Source organism: Derxia lacustris, assembly GCF_002105195.1.
Taxonomy (GTDB): Bacteria; Pseudomonadota; Gammaproteobacteria; order Burkholderiales; family Burkholderiaceae_E; genus Derxia; species Derxia lacustris.
Window position 1 is genome coordinate 1 of the sequence record NZ_MUHU01000035.1, and the last position, 19,030, is coordinate 19,030.

Here is a 19,030-nt window from a genome sequence, read left to right on the forward strand (position 1 = left end):
GATGTCGGCCGCCATGCCCGGCGCGAGCGTGCCGACCGCGCCCAGCCCCAGCACCCGCGCGCCGCCGGCCGTGCCCCAGCGCACCACGTCCTCCACGCTGGCCGCTTCGGCGCCGGCCTCGCCCGCGCCGCCGTGACAGCGCGCGCGGCTCGCGGCGCCGGCCCTGGCGCGCGCCATCAGCCAGGCCGCATGCACCTCGGAAATCATGTCGGCGGCCTCGTTGCTGGCCGCGCCGTCGACGGCGATGGACACCGGCGAGCCGGCGTCCTCCAGCGCGCGCACCGGCGCGATGCCGCTGCCCAGGCGCCCGTTGCTCTGCGGGCAATGGGCGATGCCGGTGCGGGTCTGGCCCAGCAGCGCGATCTCGTCGCCATCCAGATGCACGAGATGCGCGAACCACACGTCGGGCCCGGTCCAGTCGTGCTCGGCACAAAAATGCACCGGCCGCCGGCCATGCATGGAATGCACGCTGTCCTGATAGCCGACGGTCTCGGACAGATGGCTGTGCAGCCGCAGCCCCAGGCTGCGCGCCACGCCGGCCACCTCGCGCAGCTCGGTCGGGCTCATCGAATAGGGCGGCGTGGTCGGCGCGGCGACCACGCGGCGCATCGCGTCGGGCGCCGGGTCGTGATGCGCGGCGGCGAGCCGGTGCAGATCGGTGAGGAAGTCGTCGAGGCTTTCCGGCCGCAGCGCCTGCGGCAGGTCGGCTTCGAGCTGGCGCGTGCGGGTCTGGCCGCCGCGGCACAGCACCATGCGCAGGCCGAGCCGGCTGGCCTCGTCGAACACGATTTCCGAGCTGTCGAAGCCCATGCCCGGGTAGTACAGGTAGTTGTGGTCGGCCACCGTGCCGCAGCCCGACAGCGCCAGCTCGACCAGCCCGATGCGCACCGCGAGCCGGAACAGCCCGGCGTCGAAGGCGCCCCGGTACTTGTAGGGCGTGGCGCCGAGCCAGGGCGTGAGCGTGAGATCGATGCCGGCCGGATCGCCCTTGAGCAGCGACTGGAACAGGTGGTGATGGGTGTTGACCCAGGCCGGGTAGATCACGCAGTCGGTCGCGTCGACCGTGGCTTCGCCGGGCGCCGGGCGCAGCCGGCCGAGTTCGGCGATGCGGCCGGCGCGCACCCGCAGGTCGGGGCCGCTGGCGCGGGCGGCGTCGCCCGGCAGGCCGGTGAGGATGGCGGCGGCATTGCGGATCAGGAATGAGGTCATGGAACGGCGCTGAGAGCTGAAACGAGCCGGCCTCGCTTGCATTTACGGTGCCACCGCCGGTCCGGCGCGCGCTGCCGTCCGGCTTGTCCTACACCGCCGAACAGGGCTGTGCATTCCCGGCTTTTCCAGCACTCGAAAAATCCGGCCGCTTCTACCGTCCTGAGCAGATTCCAGTCGTGCGTGCGCCCGCTGCCGCCGACGACATTCCATCAGGCCAGGACATGCAGACTCCCATTTCCGCCGCGCTCTGCCTCACGGCAGGTCTCGCGCTCGCTCCCGTACTCGCCGCCGCCCAGGCCGCGCCGCAAGCCGGCGACCTGCTGCGCGAACTCGAACGCCAGCCGGCCCAGCCGCTGCCGTCGACGCTGCCATCCGCCGCGCCACGCCCGGCCGGCAGCGACAACGCCGCCGGTCCGCGCATCGACGTGACCGGCTTTCGCATCGCCGGCGCCCGGCTCATCCCCGAGGCCGACCTGCAGGCGGCCGTCGCGCCCTGGGTCGGCCAGTCGGCCAGCTTTGCCGATCTGCGCCGCGCCGCCGACGCGATCGCCGAGGCCTATCGCGCGCGCGGCCTGCTCGCGCGCACCTGGCTGCCCGATCAGGACCTGGCCGGCGGCGTGGTCACGGTGAATGTCATCGAGGCCATGCTCGGCGCGGTGCGCATCGACCGGCCCGAGGGCGCGACCCGGCTTGGCGACGACCGCGCGCAAGGCTTCATCACCGCGCGCCAGAAGGTCGGCGACCCGGTGCGGCCCGACGATCTGCAACGCGGCATCAGCCTGCTCAACGATCTGCCCGGCGTCAGCGCCACCTCGCTGCTGGAGCCCGGCGAGGCCGAGGGCGAATCGCGCGTGGTGGTGGCGGTCAAGGACAAGCCGGTGCTGGCCGGCATGTTCACCGCCGACAACTCGGGCGCCAAGGCCAGCGGCGAGGCGCGCGCCTCGCTCGGCGGCTATGTGAACAACGCGCTCGGCCAGGGCGAGCAGTTGCAGCTGCTGGTCAACAAGAGCGCCGGCACCCGCTTTGGCCGCGCCGCCGCCAGCCTGCCGCTCGGCAGCGACGGCCTGCGCGCCAACGTCAACGCCTCGCGGCTCGATTACGGCTACACGCTGTCGGGCAGCCGCTACACCGGCTCGGCCAACGTGGCCGGCGCCGGCCTGAGCTATCCGCTGCTGCGCGGCCTGCGCGGCAACCTCAGCGCCACGCTCGACCACGACCGCAAGCGCTTCGACAACGCGGTGGCCGGCATCGGCCTGAGCGACAAGACGGTGCGGCTCACCACCTTCGCGCTGGCCGGCGACCGGCTCGACGACCTGCTGGGCGGCGGTCTGGTGCAGGCCAGCGTCGCCTTCGCCTTCGGCCGGCTCGATCTGGCCGGCAATGCCGGCGACCTTGCCAACGACCAGGTCGCCAACGGCCCGGGCCGCAACGGCAGCTTTTCGCGCGTGAGCTGGACCCTGACCCGGCTGCAACGCATCACCGACGCCGACACGCTGGCGATCAATGCCGCCGGCCAGTTCAGCAACCGCAATCTCGATGCGTCGGAAAAGTTCGTCGCCACCGGCACCTATGGCGTGCGCGCCTACACCTCGTCCGAGCCCGGCGCCGACGACGCCACCGTCGTGGGCCTGGAGCTGCGCCACCAGTTCGGCGATCTGGTCACCGCCTCGGTGTTCCACGACCGCGCCCAGCTGCGCCGCGACCACGTCGTGAACAGCGCCAGCGCCCTGCCCAACAGCTATCGGCTGGCCGGCAGCGGCCTGGGCCTGTCGGTCGGCCGCGCCTCGGATGTGCTGGTGCGCGCCACGCTGGCCTGGCGCAACGGCGACAACCCGGCGCGCAGCCCGGCCACCGGCCTCGATGCCGACGGCACCCGGCGCAGCCCGCGTTTCTTCGTCTCGCTCGTCAAGACCTTCTGACGCCGGCCGCGCGCCGCCGCCCTCTTTCCCGACGCGCCCGCCATCGGCGCGCCCGCAACACCGCACCACTGGAACACCCGCCATGAAGAACGGCCCCGGCTCGATGAACCGCATCTACCGATTGATCTGGAACGACGCCCTCGGCGCCTTTGTGGCCGTGGCCGAGTTCGCGCGGGCGCGCGGCAAACGCAGCCGCGCGGTCGCTGGCACGGTGCTCGCTGCCGGCGGGCTGGCGCTGGCGGCACCGGCCTCGGCCCAGGCGCCGCCCAACGCGGCCACGCTCGCGGCCCAGGTCGCGCAGCGCAATGTGGCCGGCAACGCGCTGCCCACCGGCGGCACGGTGGTCGGCGGCAACGCCAGCATCGGCCAGTCGGGCAACCGCATGGACATCGTCCAGACCGGCCAGCGCGCGGCGATCAACTGGCTCGGCTTCGACATCGGCGCGCAGGCGCACGTCAACTTCACCCAGCCCAACGCCAGTGCGGCCACGCTCAACCGCGTGACCGGCGCCGATCCGTCGGCGATCTACGGGCGGCTGACGGCCAACGGCCAGGTCATCCTGGTCAATCCCAACGGCATCGTGTTCGGCGCCGGCTCGCGGGTGGATGTGGGCGGGCTGGTCGCGTCCACGCTCGATCTCGCGGCGGCCGACTTCATGGACGGCAAGCTGAATTTCCGCCGCAACGGCGCGTTCGGCGCGGTGGTCAATCAGGGCAGCATCAGCGCGGCCGACGGCGGCTATGCGGCGCTGCTCGCGCCCGAGGTGCTGAACGAAGGCGTGATCGCGGCGCGGCTCGGCACAGTGGCGCTCGCCGCCGGCGATGCGGTCACGCTCGACGTCAACGGCAACAACCTTGTCGGCGTGCGCGTCGACCCGGCCACGATCAAGGCGCTGGTCGAGAACCGCCAGATGGTCGTCGCCGACGGCGGCATGGTGGTGATGAGCGCCGGCGCGGCCCAGCGGCTGCTGCAGGCGGCGGTGGCCGGCGGCGGCGCCGACGGCGCGCTGGTCAGCGACAACGGCGCGGTGCGGCTCGTATCCAACACCGGCAGCGTGAAGGCGACCGGCGGCACGGTGAAGGTGGAAGGCTCGGTCGCCGACCTGGCCGGCAGCATCGACACCGGCGGCACCCAGGCCGGGCGCATCGCCATCGGCGCCGACTTCGTGAGCCAGTCGGGCAGCCTGCTGGCCAGCGCCACGGCGGGCGCCGGCGGCAGCATCGCCATCCAGGCCGACACGGTGGTGCAGACCGCCAGCGCCCTGCTCGCCGCCGACGGCCTGACCCAGGGCGGCAGCATCCGCATCGACGGCGGCCACGGCACGGCCAACGCCAGCGGCGAGGCCAATGGCAGCGTGTTCAGCTCGGCGCGCTTCAGCGCCAACGGCACGGCCGGCAGCGGCGGCGAGGTGACCATCAGCGCCGACAGCGTGCAGCTGCGCGCCGCGCTGATCGACGCGAGCGGCAGCAATACCGGCGGGCGCATCCGCATCGGCGGCGGCTTTCATGGCGCCGATGCCGATCTGGTCAATGCCAAGGCCGTGGGCATCAACGCCAGCACCGTGCTGCGCGCCGATGCCACCGACAACGGCGACGGCGGCCGGGTGGTCGTCTGGTCCGACGACAAGACCGTCTACGCCGGCAATCTGCTGGCGCGCGGCGGCGAGAACGGCGGCAACGGCGGCTCGGCCGAGGTCTCGGGCAAGGGCAGCCTGGCGTTTGCCGGCACCGCCGACCTGGCCGCGCGCGCCGGCGGCGAGGCCGGCACGCTGCTGCTCGACCCGCGCAACATCATCGTCGACGAGCTGGGCAGCGCGCTCGCCACGCTGGGCCTCACCGATCCGACGCCGGGCAACACCAACGGCTTCGGCACGACGACCAAGGTGCTGGCCAACGGCAATGTGGTGGTCACCTCGCCCTATGCCGATACCGGCGCCACGGTCGATACCGGCGCGGCCTATCTGTTCAACAGCCGCACCGGCGCGCTGCTGACCAATCTGCGCGGCAGCAATGCCAACGACCGCGTCGGCAGCGGCGGCATCCAGACGCTGAGCAACGGCAACTATCTGGTGCTGAGCCCCGACTACGAGACGGTGGCGAGCCGGCTGTACTACTTCCTCAAGCCCTACGACTCGGGCCAGAGCATCGGCTCGGGCGTCTACGACCTGACCAGCTCCTACCCGCGCCTGACCGGCAGCATTTCGTCGGGCGCCATCACCTGGCAGAGCGGCAGCACCGGCGGCGGCAGCTCGACCGTGAGCAGCACCAACAGCCTCACCGGCAACAGCGCCGCCTATGACGTGGTGAGCAGCGCCAACGTCTATGCCAACGACCGCCTCGGCCAGACCGTGCAGGTCAGCGTGACCGGCTATGCGAGCGCGATCTCGGTCGCCAAGACCACCACCATCGTCGAGCTGTCGAACGGCAATGTGGCGATCGCCACGCCGGGCTGGGACAACGGCCGCGGCGCCGTCACCTGGATGAACGGCAGCAACGGCCAGCTCGCCGACGGCAGCGCCGGCAGCCGGGTGTCGTCGACGGTGTCGCTGGTGGGCAGCACGCCGATCCGCTCGACCGCGCCGGTGGAAGGCGACGGCAGCGGCCACAACGTCTATGTGCTCGACTGGAACTCGGCCTTCGCCACCACCTTCATCGACAACACCGGTGCCAACTACCGCACCACCACGCCGGCCGCGCCGGGCGACTTCGTCGGCGAGGATCTGGTGGCGCTGGCGGGCGGCACCTATGCCGTGGGCAGCCGGCATTTCACCAACGGCGCGGCCACCTATGCCGGCGCCGCCACCTGGGGCGCCAGCACCGGCACGGTGGGCAGCGTGGGCAGCGGCAACAGCCTGGTCGGCAGCAACAAGTACGACTTCGTCGGCAGCGGCGGCATCCGCGCCGTGGGCAGCACGCTCCAGAACTATCTGGTGCTGAGCCCGGAATGGACCGCGAGCGGCAACGGCGCGGTGGGCAAGTACATCAACAACGCGCCGAACGGCGCCATCACCTGGGTGTCGGGCAGCGACGGCCATGCCTATGGCGCGGCCGGCACCGGCGCGGCGCTGTCGTCGGCCAACAGCCTGGTCGGCGGCAATGCCGGCGACGGCGTGGGCGCGCTCAGCAACACGACCGGCTCCTACACCTACTACGCCAACAGCCAGACCTCGACCTGGCTGTACGTGAACCGCACCGCCCACAGCTCCTCGGTCGACGGCCTGCGCGTGCTCGACAACGGCAACTGGCTGGCCGCCAACACCAGCTGGAACGGCACTGCCGGCGCAGTGACCTGGGGCAGCGGCAATGCCGGCCTGGCCGGCACGGTGTCGTCGTCCAACAGCCTGGTGGGCAGCGCCGCCGACGACAACATCGGCAGCAGCATGCTGCTGCTCGACGGCAGCAACTGGGTCACCTGGTCGACCAGCTGGGACAACGGCGCCAGCGTCAATGCCGGCGCCGTCACCTGGGGCTCGGGCAGCAGCGGGCGCACCGGCACGGTGGGCTCGGGCAACAGCCTGGTGGGCAACGACAGCTATGCGCAGGTCGGCTCGGCCGGCGTGGTGGGCGTGGGCGCCCTCGGCAGCACGGGCCGGCGCAGCAACTATCTGGCGCTCAGCCCCTACTGGGGCAACCGCTCGGGCCAGCAGTACTCGACCGTGAACTACGGCGCCGTGACCTGGGGCAGCGGCAGCAGCGGCGTGACCGGCGCGGTGAGCTCGGCCAACAGCCTGGTCGGCAACAACGCCGGCGACTATCTGGGCGGCTACCACTACAGCGACAGCCGCGGCAGCGAGACCTACTTCTACAGCGGCAGCTGGAACGGCTCGGTCAACCCCTATGCCTGGACCGCCAACGTCACCACCACGGTCGACGTGCTGGACAACGGCAACTACATCGTGCGCAGCCCGAGCTGGAACGGCGGGCGCGGCGCCGTCACCTGGGCCAGCGGCGCCAGCGGCATCGTCGGCACGGTCAGCTCGGCCAACAGCCTGGTCGGCAGCACCGCCGACGCCTACACCACCGTCACCACCAGCGACGGCAGCAAGACCTTCACCGACGCCGGTACCGGCGGCAGCGTGAGCGCCACGTTCTCGCGCGTGACCACCTACCAGACCATGACCGGCGACCACATCGGCCTGCTCGGTCAGGCGCTGAGCGGCGGCCGCTACATGGTGGTGAGCCCGACCTGGGGCGACGGCAAGGGCGCGCTGAGCATGATCGGCAGCAGCGGCACGACCGGCACCGTGAGCAGCGCCAACAGCGTGCTCGGCAGCGCCGCCGACGTGTACAGCGACGCCAACCGCACCACGCTGGTCACCGCCGGCGACCGGCTGGGCACCCTGCCCGACCTGCTGATGCTGCCCTCGCAGTACACGTCCACCGGCAGCAGCGGCGGGCGCACCTACGTGGAGAACGGTTCCACCACGCGCCGCCTGGGCCCGCTGTGGCTCAACCACACGGCCAACAGCACCAGCGACACGAGCTATCGCGGCAGCCCGGGCTTCGTCTACAACACCGCGTCCAACTGGTACACGACCGGCTTCACGCTCAACTACTACCCGATCGTGAAGGAGCTTTCGAACGGCGCGGTGCTGGTGGCCAGCCCGGGCTGGAACAACGGCAGCAACATCTACGCGGGCGCCATCACCTGGTTCAACAGCGCCGGCCAGCTGGCCGACGGCAACAGCGGCGGCACGCTGGGCACCACCAACAGCATCGTCGGCAGCCATGCGCGCGACTGGCTCGGCTACCGGCTGCCGATCGACGGCGTGGTCGAGCTGCAGGGGAGCAATGCCGGCGCCTTCGTGCTGGTCAATCCGCAATGGTGGGATGACCGTGGCGCCGTGACCTGGGGCAGCGCCAGCGCCGGCGTGGTCGGCACGGTGTCGGCCAGCAACAGCCTGGTGGGCACGCGCGGCGCGACCCGCCCGGCCACCACGCTGGTGCCACGCGTGGCCTACAACGGCGCGACCGGCACCTGGTACAGCACCTGGGCCGTGCGCGACTTCACCACCGGGCAGGTGGCCGGCGCGGTCACGCGCGACGGCGACCGCGTGGGCGCGGGCGGCGTGTTTGCGCTGGCCGACGGCAATGCCGTCGTGTCGTCGCCGTTCTGGGACTTCAACGCCGCCGGCTACACCCAGGGCGTGTACCTGGGCTGGGGCGCGCCCAACTCCAAGGGCGCGGCCACCTGGCTCAACGGCGGCAGCGGCAACTACTACGGCGGCGCGGCCGGCGGCAGCATCGGCGCCGGCAATTCGCTGGTGGGCAGCAATTACGGCGACGCCGTGAGCTGGGCCGCCTGGGAACAGAACTCGCCCACGCTCACGACCACCTTCGTGATGCCCGGCATCACGGTGCTGACCGGCGGCCGCTATGTGGTGGCCAGCCCCTACTGGGCCAACGGCAGCGCCACCGGCGCGGGCGCCGTCACCTTCGGCGACACCGGCGGCATCGCGGGCGCGGTGAGCACCGCCAACAGCATCGTCGGCAGCACGACCGGCGATCACGTCGGCCTCGGCAACGGCATCCGCGTGGGCACGACCGGCACCAACCGCCAGATGATGTCGGGCATCACCGTGGTGCAGGCCTGGAACCCGGCCACCAGCAGCTACGACACCAACTATTTCATCCGCTCGGCCGACTGGACCAACACCGCCGACGCCGCCAGCGGCGGCGCCAAGGCCGGCGCGATCACCTGGGTCAACGGCACGACCGGCATCGCCGCCGGCGAGACCACGCGCAATGCGGCGGTGGGCGCCGGCAACAGCCTCGTGGGCAGCACCGCCAACGATGCCTTCGGCAGCTATCTCACCGTGCTGACCGGCACGGTCAACGGCCAGACCGTGCGCACCGGCGACCTGCTGGTGTTCAGCAATCTGGCCGATTGCGACGTGACCGGCACCGGCGCGGTCACGCTGATCTCGGGCCTGACCGGCGCCACCGGCCCGGCCAGCTGGCGCAACAGCGTGGTGGGCCTCGCGCCCACGTCCAACGGCCAGAGCACCCAGGGCATCAGCACCGGCACCAACACCCAGAACTACACCAGCGACGTGCAGTACGCGCTGCTGCCCGGCGCGGTGACCGGCGACGAGTCGGTGCAGTACCGGCCGCTGATCTGGGCCGCGCCCAATGCCACCAGCGGCAAGAATTCGGGCGCGCTCTATGCGCTCACCGTGGTGAAGGACAACCTCGCCACGCCGCGCAATGCCGGCCTGCTCAACGGCGACGCCGGCGGCGACCTGAACTGGTCGAGCGCGCTGTTCGCCGGCAACGGCAGCGGCTATGCCAGCGTGGGCGGCAACAGCGGGCTGCTGGGCTTCTCGGCCAGCACCGGCAGCGATGTGGTCATCACGCCCTCGACGCTGACCGCCATGCTCAACGCCGGCACCAATGTCACGCTGCAAGCCAGCCGCGACATCACCGTGGTGCGCGACATCAACGTGTCGGCCGGCGGCGCGGGCGGCGACCTCGCGCTCGACGCCGGCCGCTCGATCCGCATCTACGGCGACATCAGCACCGACAACGGCGACTTCACCGCCACCGCCAACCAGACGCTGGCCAACGGCGTGGTGTCGGCCGACTGCCCGAGCTGCTCGGCCAGCATCTCGATGGCGGCCGGCAGCAGCATCGACACCGGCACCGGCGCGCTCAGCCTCAAGCTGCTCGACAGCGACAAGACGCCCGACATCGCCGGCGCGATCACCGTGGCCAATCTGCGCGGCGACAGCATCAGCGTCATCAACCAGGGGCTCGACGGCAGCAGCCGGGGCATGGGCATCCGCTTTGCCGCCGGCTCGACCGTGGGCGACAGCGATACCCGCAGCATCGTGCTGCGCGCCGGCGGCAACAGCGGCGCCGGCAAGGGCGGCATCGTGCTGGGCAGCGACACGCTCATCAGCGGCGCCAGCACGGCCACGCTCGACGTGGGCGCGGCCGACGCGACGGCCGGCACCAGCCTCGGCGCGAGCACGCTCTCGGGCAATTCGCTCACGCTGCTGGCGGCGGAAATCAGCGCCATCCTCAAGCAGTCGAGCGGCTTCCAGCGCGTGAGCTTTGGCCGCAGCGACCAGTCGGGCGCGACCACCATCGGCACGCTCAACCTGGGCGCGGCGGCGGCCTTGCGCAGCGGCCAGTCCACCTTTGACGCCGATGTGCGGCTGCAGGGCGGCAGCGGCGGCACGACCGTGAGCGGCACCGTCACCTCGGGCGAGGCCGCCGGCCGCAACCTGACCTTCGCCAGCACCAATGGCGCGCTGACCTTCGCCAGCGGCGCCACCGTGACCGCCACCAGCGCCGGCAATCTCGAACTCGAAGCCAACGGCACGGGCAGCATCGCCCAGGCGGCGGGCAGCACGATCAACGCCACGCGCCTGCTGCTGGACGGCACGGGCAGCGTGGCGCTGGCCGCCGGCAGCACCACCATCGGCACGCTCGCGGGCAGCGCCGGCACGGCCAATGTGCGCGTGACCAGCGGCAACCTCACGGTGGGCACGATCGGCGCGGTGTCGGGCCTGACCACCAGCACCGGCATGACGCTGGTGGGCGGCAACGGCAGCGCCCAGATCATCCTCGACGCGCCGGTGAGCAACAGCACCGGCGACATCGTGATGGCGGCCGGCAACGACTTCCACAACAACGTCGCCACCGACACCGGCATCAATCCCGGCAGCGGCCGCTACCTCGTGTACTCCAGCCATCCCGACTGGGCCGACGAGGGCATGACGAACTACTCGAAGCACTACAACCAGACCTACGGCGCCGGCAGCACGCCGGGCTATGCCGGCAGCGGCAACTGGTTCCTGTACGCGACGGCGCCGACGATCACGGTGGGCGTGAGCGCCGGCGGAACCATCACCTACGGCACGACGGGCAGCGTGCCCGGGCTGACCACCAGCGGCTTCATCGACGGCGACACGCTGGCCTCGGCCACCAGCGGCAGCCTGGCATCGAGCACCAGCGCCTACACGGCGTCGGGCGCGGGCTTCATCCCGGTGGGCACCTACACGGTGTCGCTGACCGGGCTGGGCACGCTGGCCAGCAGCCTCGGCTACCAGTTCAGCGTGACCACGGGCAGCAGCAGCTTCACGGTGCAGCCCAAGACGATCTCGGTCACCGGCCTGAGCGCGATCGACAAGGTCTACGACGGCACGACCGTGGCGAGCCTGTCGGGCACGGCCGGCGTCACCGGCGGCGGCGGCAGCAGCGGCGACGGCTTCTATCTGGCCGGCGACACGGTGAGCCTGAGCGGCAGCGCCAGCGGCGCATTTGCCGACCGGCATGTGGGCAACGGCAAGAACGTGGTGCTCGGCGGCCTCACGCTCGGCGGCGCGGATGCCGCCAACTACGTCATCAGCGCCGCGTCGGTCACGGCCAACATCACGCCCAAGACGGTGTATGCGAGCGGCCTGGGCACGGCGGCCAGCCGCGTCTACGACGGCAGCAGCGCCGCCAGCGTGACCGGCAGCGCCAGCCTGGCCAGCGAAGCCGCCGGCAGCGGCAGCACGGCCGACGGCCGCGTCTACAGCCTGGACACCGTGAGCCTGAGCGGCAGCGCCACCGGCAGCTACAACAGCGCCAACGTGGCCGATGCCAACTACGTGACCTTCGGCGGCCTGACGCTGGCCGGCGCGCATGCCGGCGACTATGTGCTGGGCGCCAGCGGCCAGGCCGCGACCATCACCGCCAAGTCGCTCAACCTGACCGGCGTGACGGCCAACGGCAAGACCTATGACGCGACCCGCAGCGCCAGCTTCACCGGCACGGCGGCACTCGGCAGCGGCGGCGCCAGCGCCGGCGACGGCCTGGTGGTGGGCAGCGACAGCGTGAGCCTGAGCGGCACGCTGGCCGGCCTGTTTGCCGATGCCAATGCGGGCAGCAACAAGACCATCACGACCAGCGGCCTGAGCCTGAGCGGCAGCGCCGCCGGCAACTACACGCTGGCGAGCTGGAGCCCGACCGCGACCATCGCCCAGCGCACGCTCGGCGTGAGCTACGACGCCCAGACCAAGGTCTACGGCGACGCCGATCCGACGCTGACCTTCACGGTCGGCGGCATGGGGCTGGTGGGCAGCGACAGCATTGCCAGCGTGTTCAGCGGCGCGCTGTCGACCGCGACCGGCAGCGCCGCGACCGTGGGCACGCATGCGATCGGCGCGGGCACGCTGGCGGTGAGCAATGCCAACTACCGCCTGACCAGCTCGTCGAACAACGTCCTGACGGTGACGCCGGCCGCGCTGACCGTGACCGCCAGCGACGCGCGCAAGACCTATGGCGACAGCGAACCGACGCTCGGCTACAGCGTGAACGCGTCGCAGCTCAAGTACACCGACACGGCCTCGGTCGTGTCGGGCGTCCAGCTCGCCACGGTCACGGGCGCGAGTGCCAGCGCCGGCACGCATGCGATCAACGCCAGCAGCGGCAGCGCCAGCAACTACACGATCAGCTATGTGCCCGGCACGCTCACCGTGGACAAGGCCGCGCTGACCGTCACCGCCAGCGATGCGCGCAAGACTTACGGCGACAGCGAGCCGACGCTCGGCTACGGCATCGACACTTCGCAGCTCAAGTACACCGACACGGCCAGCGTCGTGTCGGGCGTGCAGCTCGCCACGGTTACGGGCGCGAGCGCCACGGCCGGCACCCACGCGATCAACGCCGGCAGCGGCAGCGCCAGCAACTACACGCTGAGCTATGTGCCGGGCACGCTCACCGTCGACAAGGCGTCACTGACCGTCACGGCCAGCGATGCGCGCAAGACCTATGGCGACAGCGAGCCGACGCTTGGCTACGGCGTCGATGCTTCGCAGCTGAAGTACACCGACACGGCCTCGGTCGTGTCGGGCGTGCAGCTCGCCACCGCGACCGGCGCCAGCGCCACCGCCGGCACGCATGCGATCACCGCCGGCAGCGGCAGCGCCAGCAACTACACGCTGAGCTACGTGCCCGGCACGCTCACGGTCGACAAGGCCGCGCTGACCGTCACCGCCAACGACGCGCGCAAGACTTACGGCGATGCCGAGCCCACGCTCGGCTATGGCGTGGATGCGTCGCAGCTCAAGTACACCGACACGGCTGCGGTCGTGACCGGCGTCCAGCTCGCCACGGTCACGGGCGCGAGCGCCAGCGCCGGCACGCATGCGATCAACGCCAGCAGCGGCAGCGCCAGCAACTACACGATCAGCTATGTGCCTGGCACGCTCACCGTCGACAAGGCGGCGCTGACCGTCACGGCGAATGACGCCCGCAAGACCTATGGCGATGCCGAACCGACGCTCGGCTACGGCATCGACGCTTCGCAGCTCAAGTACACCGACACGGCCAGCGTCGTGTCGGGCGTGCAGCTCGCCACGGCGACTGGCGCCAGCGCCACCGCCGGCACCCACGCGATCAACGCCGGCAGCGGCAGCGCCAGCAACTACGCCATCAGCTATGTGCCGGGCACGCTCACCGTCGACAAGGCGGCACTGACCGTCACCGCCAGCGATGCGCGCAAGACTTACGGCGACAGCGAGCCGACGCTCGGCTACGGCGTCGATGCTTCGCAGCTCAAGTACACCGACACGGCCAGCGTCGTGTCGGGCGTGCAGCTCGCCACCGCGACCGGCGCCAGCGCCACCGCCGGCACGCATGCAATCAACGCCAGCAGCGGCTCGGCCAGCAACTACACGCTGAGCTATCTGCCCGGCACGCTCACGGTCGACAAGGCCGTGCTGACCGTCACCGCCAGCGACGCTCGCAAGACCTATGGCGATGCCGATCCGACGCTCGGCTACTCGGTCGATGCTTCGCAACTCAAGTACACCGACGGCGCCAACGTCGTCAGCGGCGTGCAGGTCTCGACCGCGACCGGCGCGGCGGCGACCGCTGGCACGCATGCGGTCACCGCCGCCGGCGGCGTCGCCGACAACTACACGCTCAGCCATGTCGCCGGCACGCTCACCGTGGACAAGGCCGCGCTGACCGTCACGGCGAATGACGCCCGCAAGACCTATGGCGATGCGGAACCGACGCTCGGCTACGGCATCGACACGTCGCAGCTCAAGTACACCGACACGGCCAGCGTCGTGTCCGGCGTGCAGCTCGCCACCGCGACCGGCGCCAATGCCAGCGCCGGCACCCACGCGATCACCGCCGGCAGCGGCTCGGCCAGCAACTACGCCATCAGCTATGTGCCGGGCACGCTCACCGTGGACAAGGCCGCGCTGACCGTCACCGCCAGCGATGCCCGCAAGACCTATGGCGATGCCGAGCCGACGCTCGGCTACGGCGTCGATGCTGCTCAGCTCAAGTACACCGACACGGCCAGCGTCGTGTCGGGCGTGCAGCTCGCCACCGCGACCGGCGCCGGCGCCACGGCCGGCACGCACGCGATCACCGCCGGCAGCGGCTCGGCCAGCAATTACACGCTGACCTATCTGCCGGGCACGCTCACGGTCGACAAGGCCGCGCTGACCATCACGGCCAGCGATGCGCGCAAGACTTACGGCGATGCGGAACCGACGCTCGGCTACGGCGTCGATGCTGCTCAGCTCAAGTACACCGACACGGCCAGCGTCGTGACCGGCGTCCAGCTCGCCACCGCGACCGGCGCCGACGCCAGCGCCGGCATGCATGCGATCAACGCCAGCGGCGGCCTGGCCAGCAACTACACGCTGAGCTATGCGCCGGGCACGCTCACCGTCGACAAGGCCGCGCTCACCGTGCGCGCCGACAGCGGCCGCAAGACCTATGGCGATGCCGATCCGGCACTCGGCTACTCGGTCGATGCGTCGCAGCTCAAGTACGCGGACGGTGCCAACGTCGTCAGTGGCGTCCAGGTCTCGACTGCCACCGGCGCGGCAGCAACCGCCGGCACGCATGTCGTCAGCGCCAGCAACGGCGTCGCCGACAACTACACGCTCAGCTATGTCGCCGGCGCTCTCACCGTGGACAAGGCCGCGCTCACCGTGCGCGCCGACAACGGCCGCAAGACCTACGGCGATGCCGATCCGGCGCTCGGCTACTCGGTCGATGCGTCGCAGCTCAAGTACACGGACGGCGCCAACGTCGTCAGCGGCGTGCAGGTCTCGACCGCGACCGGTGCTGCTGCAACCGCCGGCACGCATGTCGTCAGCGCCAGCAACGGCGCCGCCGACAACTACGCGCTCAGCTATGTCGCCGGCACGCTCACCGTCGACAAGGCCGCGCTCACCGTGCGCGCCGACAGCGGCCGCAAGACCTATGGCGATGCCGATCCGGCGCTCGGCTACTCGGTCGATGCTTCGCAGCTCAAGTACACGGACGGCGCCAGCGTCGTCAGTGGCGTGCAGGTCTCGACCGCGACCGGTGCGGCTGCGACCGCCGGCACGCATGCGGTCACGGCTGCGGGCGGTGCCGCCGACAACTACGCGCTCAGCTATGTCGCCGGCGCTCTCACCGTGGACAAGGCCGCGCTCACCGTGCGCGCCGACAGCGGCCGCAAGACCTACGGCGATGCCGATCCGGCGCTCGGCTACTCGGTCGATGCTTCGCAGCTCAAGTACGCGGACGGCGCCAGCGTCGTCAGCGGCGTGCAGGTCTCGACCGCGACCGGCGCGGCTGCGACCGCCGGCACGCATGCGGTCACGGCTGCGGGCGGTGCCGCCGACAACTACGCGCTCAACTATGTCGCCGGCACGCTCACCGTCGACAAGGCGGCGCTCACCGTGCGCGCCGACAACGGCCGCAAGACCTATGGCGATGCCGATCCGGCACTCGGCTACTCGGTCGATGCTTCGCAGCTCAAGTACGCGGACGGCGCCAGCGTCGTCAGCGGCGTCCAGGTCTCGACCGCGACCGGCGCGGCTGCGACTGCCGGCACGCATGTCGTCAGCGCCAGCAACGGCGCCGCCGACAACTACGCGCTCAGCTATGTCGCCGGCACGCTCACCGTGGACAAGGCCGCGCTGACCGTGACCGCCGACGACAAGAGCCGCACCGCCGGCGAGGTCGATCCGGCGCTGACCTGGCGCGTGAACGCCGATCAGCTGCGCTACGCCGACACGGCGGCGGTGGTGTCGGGCGTGCAGCTGGCCGCGCCGAGCGGTCCGGCGGTTGCGCCGGGCAGCTATGCCATCCATCCGAGCGGCGGCGTCGCCGACAACTACGACATCGCCCATGTCGACGGCACGCTGACCGTGAAGCCGGCGCCGAACGTGAAGGCGGAGAATCTGGTCACGCAGATCGTCAGCGGCAATGCGACCGCGACCGGCGGCGGCACGACCGTGCCGGCAGCGCCGACGGCGCCGTCGAGCGGCAACACCGGCGGCAACGGCGGCGCTGCCGCGAGCCTGAACCAGCCCGGCACGCTGACGGTGCTCGGCGGCGGGCTGGCTGGTGGTGCTGGCGGTGCTGGCGGCTCGGGCAGCTCGGGCGGAAGCGGGACCAGCGGCGGCTTTGGCAGCGGCGCTGAGCTTGGCGGCGCAGGGCTTGGCGGCACGAGCGGCTTCGGCGGCTTCGGCGGCTTCGGCGGCTTCGGCGGCTTCGGCGGCACGAGCGGCACGGGCGGCACGGGCGGCATAGGCGGTGTAGGCGGTACGGGCGGCGCAGGTGCAGGCGGCCTGGGCGGTAGCGGGACCGGTGGCGGTGCGGCCAGCGGCCTCGGTGGCGCAGGCGATGCCAGCAGCAGCGGGGCCGGCGCCAATGGCGGATCGGGCAACGGCGGCTCCAGCGGCGGCGCAGATGCGACTGCCGGTGCATCGGCAGCCGGCTCGGCCGGCAACGGCAACGGCAACGGTGCCAGTGCCGGTGGCAATGGCGTCGGCGGTCAAGCGTCGGTGGGCAATGGCGGCACGGCAACGGGCAACGGCAACACTGGCGGCAACGCCAGCGCCGGCGGCACGGGCTCGGCAGCCGGCAACGCCGGCGCTGGCAGCAGCACCGGCTCGGCCGGCTCCGGCAGCTCGACTGGCTCCAACGGCTCCAACGGCTCTGCGGGCTCGGCGAGCTCCGGCGGCTCCGCTGGCTCTGCGGGCTCGGCCGGCAACCCCGCCGGCACCGACGCCAGCGGCGCTGCCGGCGCGAGCCGGCTCGTCACCCTGCGCGCGGTCAGCGAGGCTTCGGCCACGCCGGGCCAGCCGTTCAGCTATGCGGCCGGCGCCGCCTTCCAGCGCCCGGCCGACACCTCGGTCGCGTTCAGCGCCACGCTCGCCAACGGCAAGCCCTTGCCGGCCTGGCTCAAGCTCGATCCGACCACGGGCACGCTGACCGGCACGCCGCCGCGCAACCAGCGCCGGCCGCTCGATGTGGTGGTCACCGCCACGACCGATGCTGGCGAGGCGGCGACCACGCGCGTGAGCGTGGGCATCGAGCGCTGACCGCAGCGCGCCCGTCCGGGCGCGCGCGGCGGCATGCGGGCGGGATCGGCGACGGTCCCGCCCGCATTGCATTTGCGCCGGGCAAACCGCCCTGCCCGGCCGCGCCGTTCAGCCCAGCTCGCTCTCGTGCCAGCCGCGCAGCGCCAGCCGCGAGATCCAGGCCATCGCCAAGAACAGCGCCACGCCGGCCAGCGCGATCAGGAACAGCGCCGCGAACATCAGCGGAATGTCGAGCTGGAAGCCGGCTTGCAGAATCTGATAGGCCAGCCCGGCGCTGGTGCCGCCGGTGCCGGCGACAAACTCGGCCACCACCGCGCCGATCAGCGACAGCCCCGACGAGATGCGCAGCCCGGCGAAGAAGTACGGCAGCGCGCTCGGGATGCGCAGCCGCAGCAGCGTCTGCCAGCGCGTCGCGCGGTTGAGCCGGAACAGGTTCAGCAGCCCCGGATTGACGCTGCGCAGCCCGAGCACCGTGTTGGAGATGATCGGGAACAGCGCCACCAGCACCGCGCACAGCACCAGCGCCGGCGTCGGCTCTTTCACCCAGATGATGATGAGCGGCGCGATGGCGACGATGGGCGTCACCTGCAACAGGATGGCATAGGGAAACAGGCTGGCCTCGACGATGCGGCTCTGCACCAGCAAGAACGCGAACAGCACGCCCACCACGATGGACGCGCCAAAGGCCAGCAGCGTGATCTTCATCGTGACCGCCAGCGCGCCGAGCAGACTGGCCCAGTTGGCTGCAAGCGTTTGCGCCACTTTCAGCGGCGTGGGCACCAGATACACCGGCACCTCGAAGGCGACGCAGGCCCATTGCCAGAGCCCGAGAAACACCAGCCCGACGACGACCGGCGCAATCACGCGCAGCGCCTGCGGATGCGACAGCAGCGGCGTGGCCATCAGTGCGCTCCCGCGTTGGCTTCGGTGAGCAGCGCCGACAGCCGCTGGCAATGGCGCAGGAAGTCGGCGGAAACCCGCCAGTCCTCGCCGCGCTCGTCGGGGCCGTCGATGGCGATCTCGGCGATCACGCGGCCGGGCCGCGCCGCCATCACCACCACCTTGGTCGAGAGAAACACCGCCTCGTAGATGCTGTGGGTGACGAAGACCACGGTCAGGTCTTCGCGCCGCCACAGCGCGCGCAGATCGCCGTCGAGCTTGTTGCGGGTGAATTCGTCGAGCGCGCCGAAGGGCTCGTCCATCAGCAGCAGATTGGGCCGGGTGGCGAGCGCGCGGGCGATCGATGCACGCATCTGCATGCCGCCCGACAGCTCGCGCGGATAGCTGCGATGAAAGCCGCCAAGGCCCACGAGGTCGAGCGCATGGGCGACGCGCGGTGCGGCCTCGGCGCGCGGCAGGCCGGCCAGATCGAGCGGCAGGCGCACATTGGCGGCCACGTCGGCCCAGGGCATGAGCGTCGCCTCCTGGAACACCATCGCGAGCTGGCGGCCGGGGCTGTTGTGCGGCAGCGCCGGCTCGTTCCACCAGCGCAGATGGCCGGCGCTCGGGCTTTCAAGCCCGGCGAACATGCGCAGCAGCGTGCTCTTGCCGCAGCCCGAGGGGCCGA

Annotated in this window: 5 protein-coding genes; 2 read left to right on the forward strand and 3 right to left on the reverse strand. The window is 71.6% G+C overall.

Annotation, left to right across the window (positions count from 1 at the left end):
* On the reverse strand, positions 1 to 1,209 hold a 1,209-nt coding region (locus B9P64_RS20940; RefSeq protein WP_085318054.1), incomplete at its 3' end, for an amidohydrolase family protein.
* A 221-nt stretch (positions 1,210 to 1,430) separates the two neighbouring features.
* On the opposite strand from B9P64_RS20940, the gene B9P64_RS20945 reads away from it, so the two are divergent.
* Both B9P64_RS20945 and B9P64_RS27105 read left to right on the forward strand, forming a co-directional pair.
* The gene (locus B9P64_RS20945) at positions 1,431 to 3,128 is read left to right on the forward strand and encodes a ShlB/FhaC/HecB family hemolysin secretion/activation protein (protein WP_085318055.1); all 1,698 of its coding nucleotides are present in this window, start codon (positions 1,431 to 1,433) and stop codon (positions 3,126 to 3,128) included.
* An 82-nt stretch (positions 3,129 to 3,210) separates the two neighbouring features.
* A complete protein-coding gene (locus B9P64_RS27105; RefSeq protein ID WP_217808728.1) occupies positions 3,211 to 17,463 on the forward strand; it encodes an MBG domain-containing protein in 14,253 nt (4,750 codons plus the stop codon).
* 108 nt (positions 17,464 to 17,571) lie between these two features.
* Here B9P64_RS27105 and B9P64_RS20955 read toward each other — a convergent pair whose 3' ends face one another.
* Both B9P64_RS20955 and B9P64_RS20960 read right to left on the reverse strand, forming a co-directional pair.
* Positions 17,572 to 18,366: an ABC transporter permease gene (locus tag B9P64_RS20955; RefSeq protein WP_085318057.1), complete on the reverse strand. Its 795-nt coding sequence runs from the start codon at positions 18,364 to 18,366 to the stop codon at positions 17,572 to 17,574.
* On the reverse strand, positions 18,366 to 19,030 hold a 665-nt coding region (locus B9P64_RS20960), incomplete at its 5' end, for an ABC transporter ATP-binding protein (protein WP_085318058.1). The genes B9P64_RS20960 and B9P64_RS20955, both read right to left, overlap by 1 nt.

Bases quoted from the DNA above. Each gene is read 5' to 3' on its own strand.
- B9P64_RS20945 (WP_085318055.1), top strand. From the start codon at position 1,431: ATGCAGACTCCCATTTCCGCCGCGCTCTGCCTCACGGCAGGTCTCGCG.
- B9P64_RS27105 (WP_217808728.1), top strand. From the start codon at position 3,211: ATGAAGAACGGCCCCGGCTCGATGAACCGCATCTACCGATTGATCTGG.
- B9P64_RS20955 (WP_085318057.1), bottom strand. From the start codon at position 18,366: ATGGCCACGCCGCTGCTGTCGCATCCGCAGGCGCTGCGCGTGATTGCG.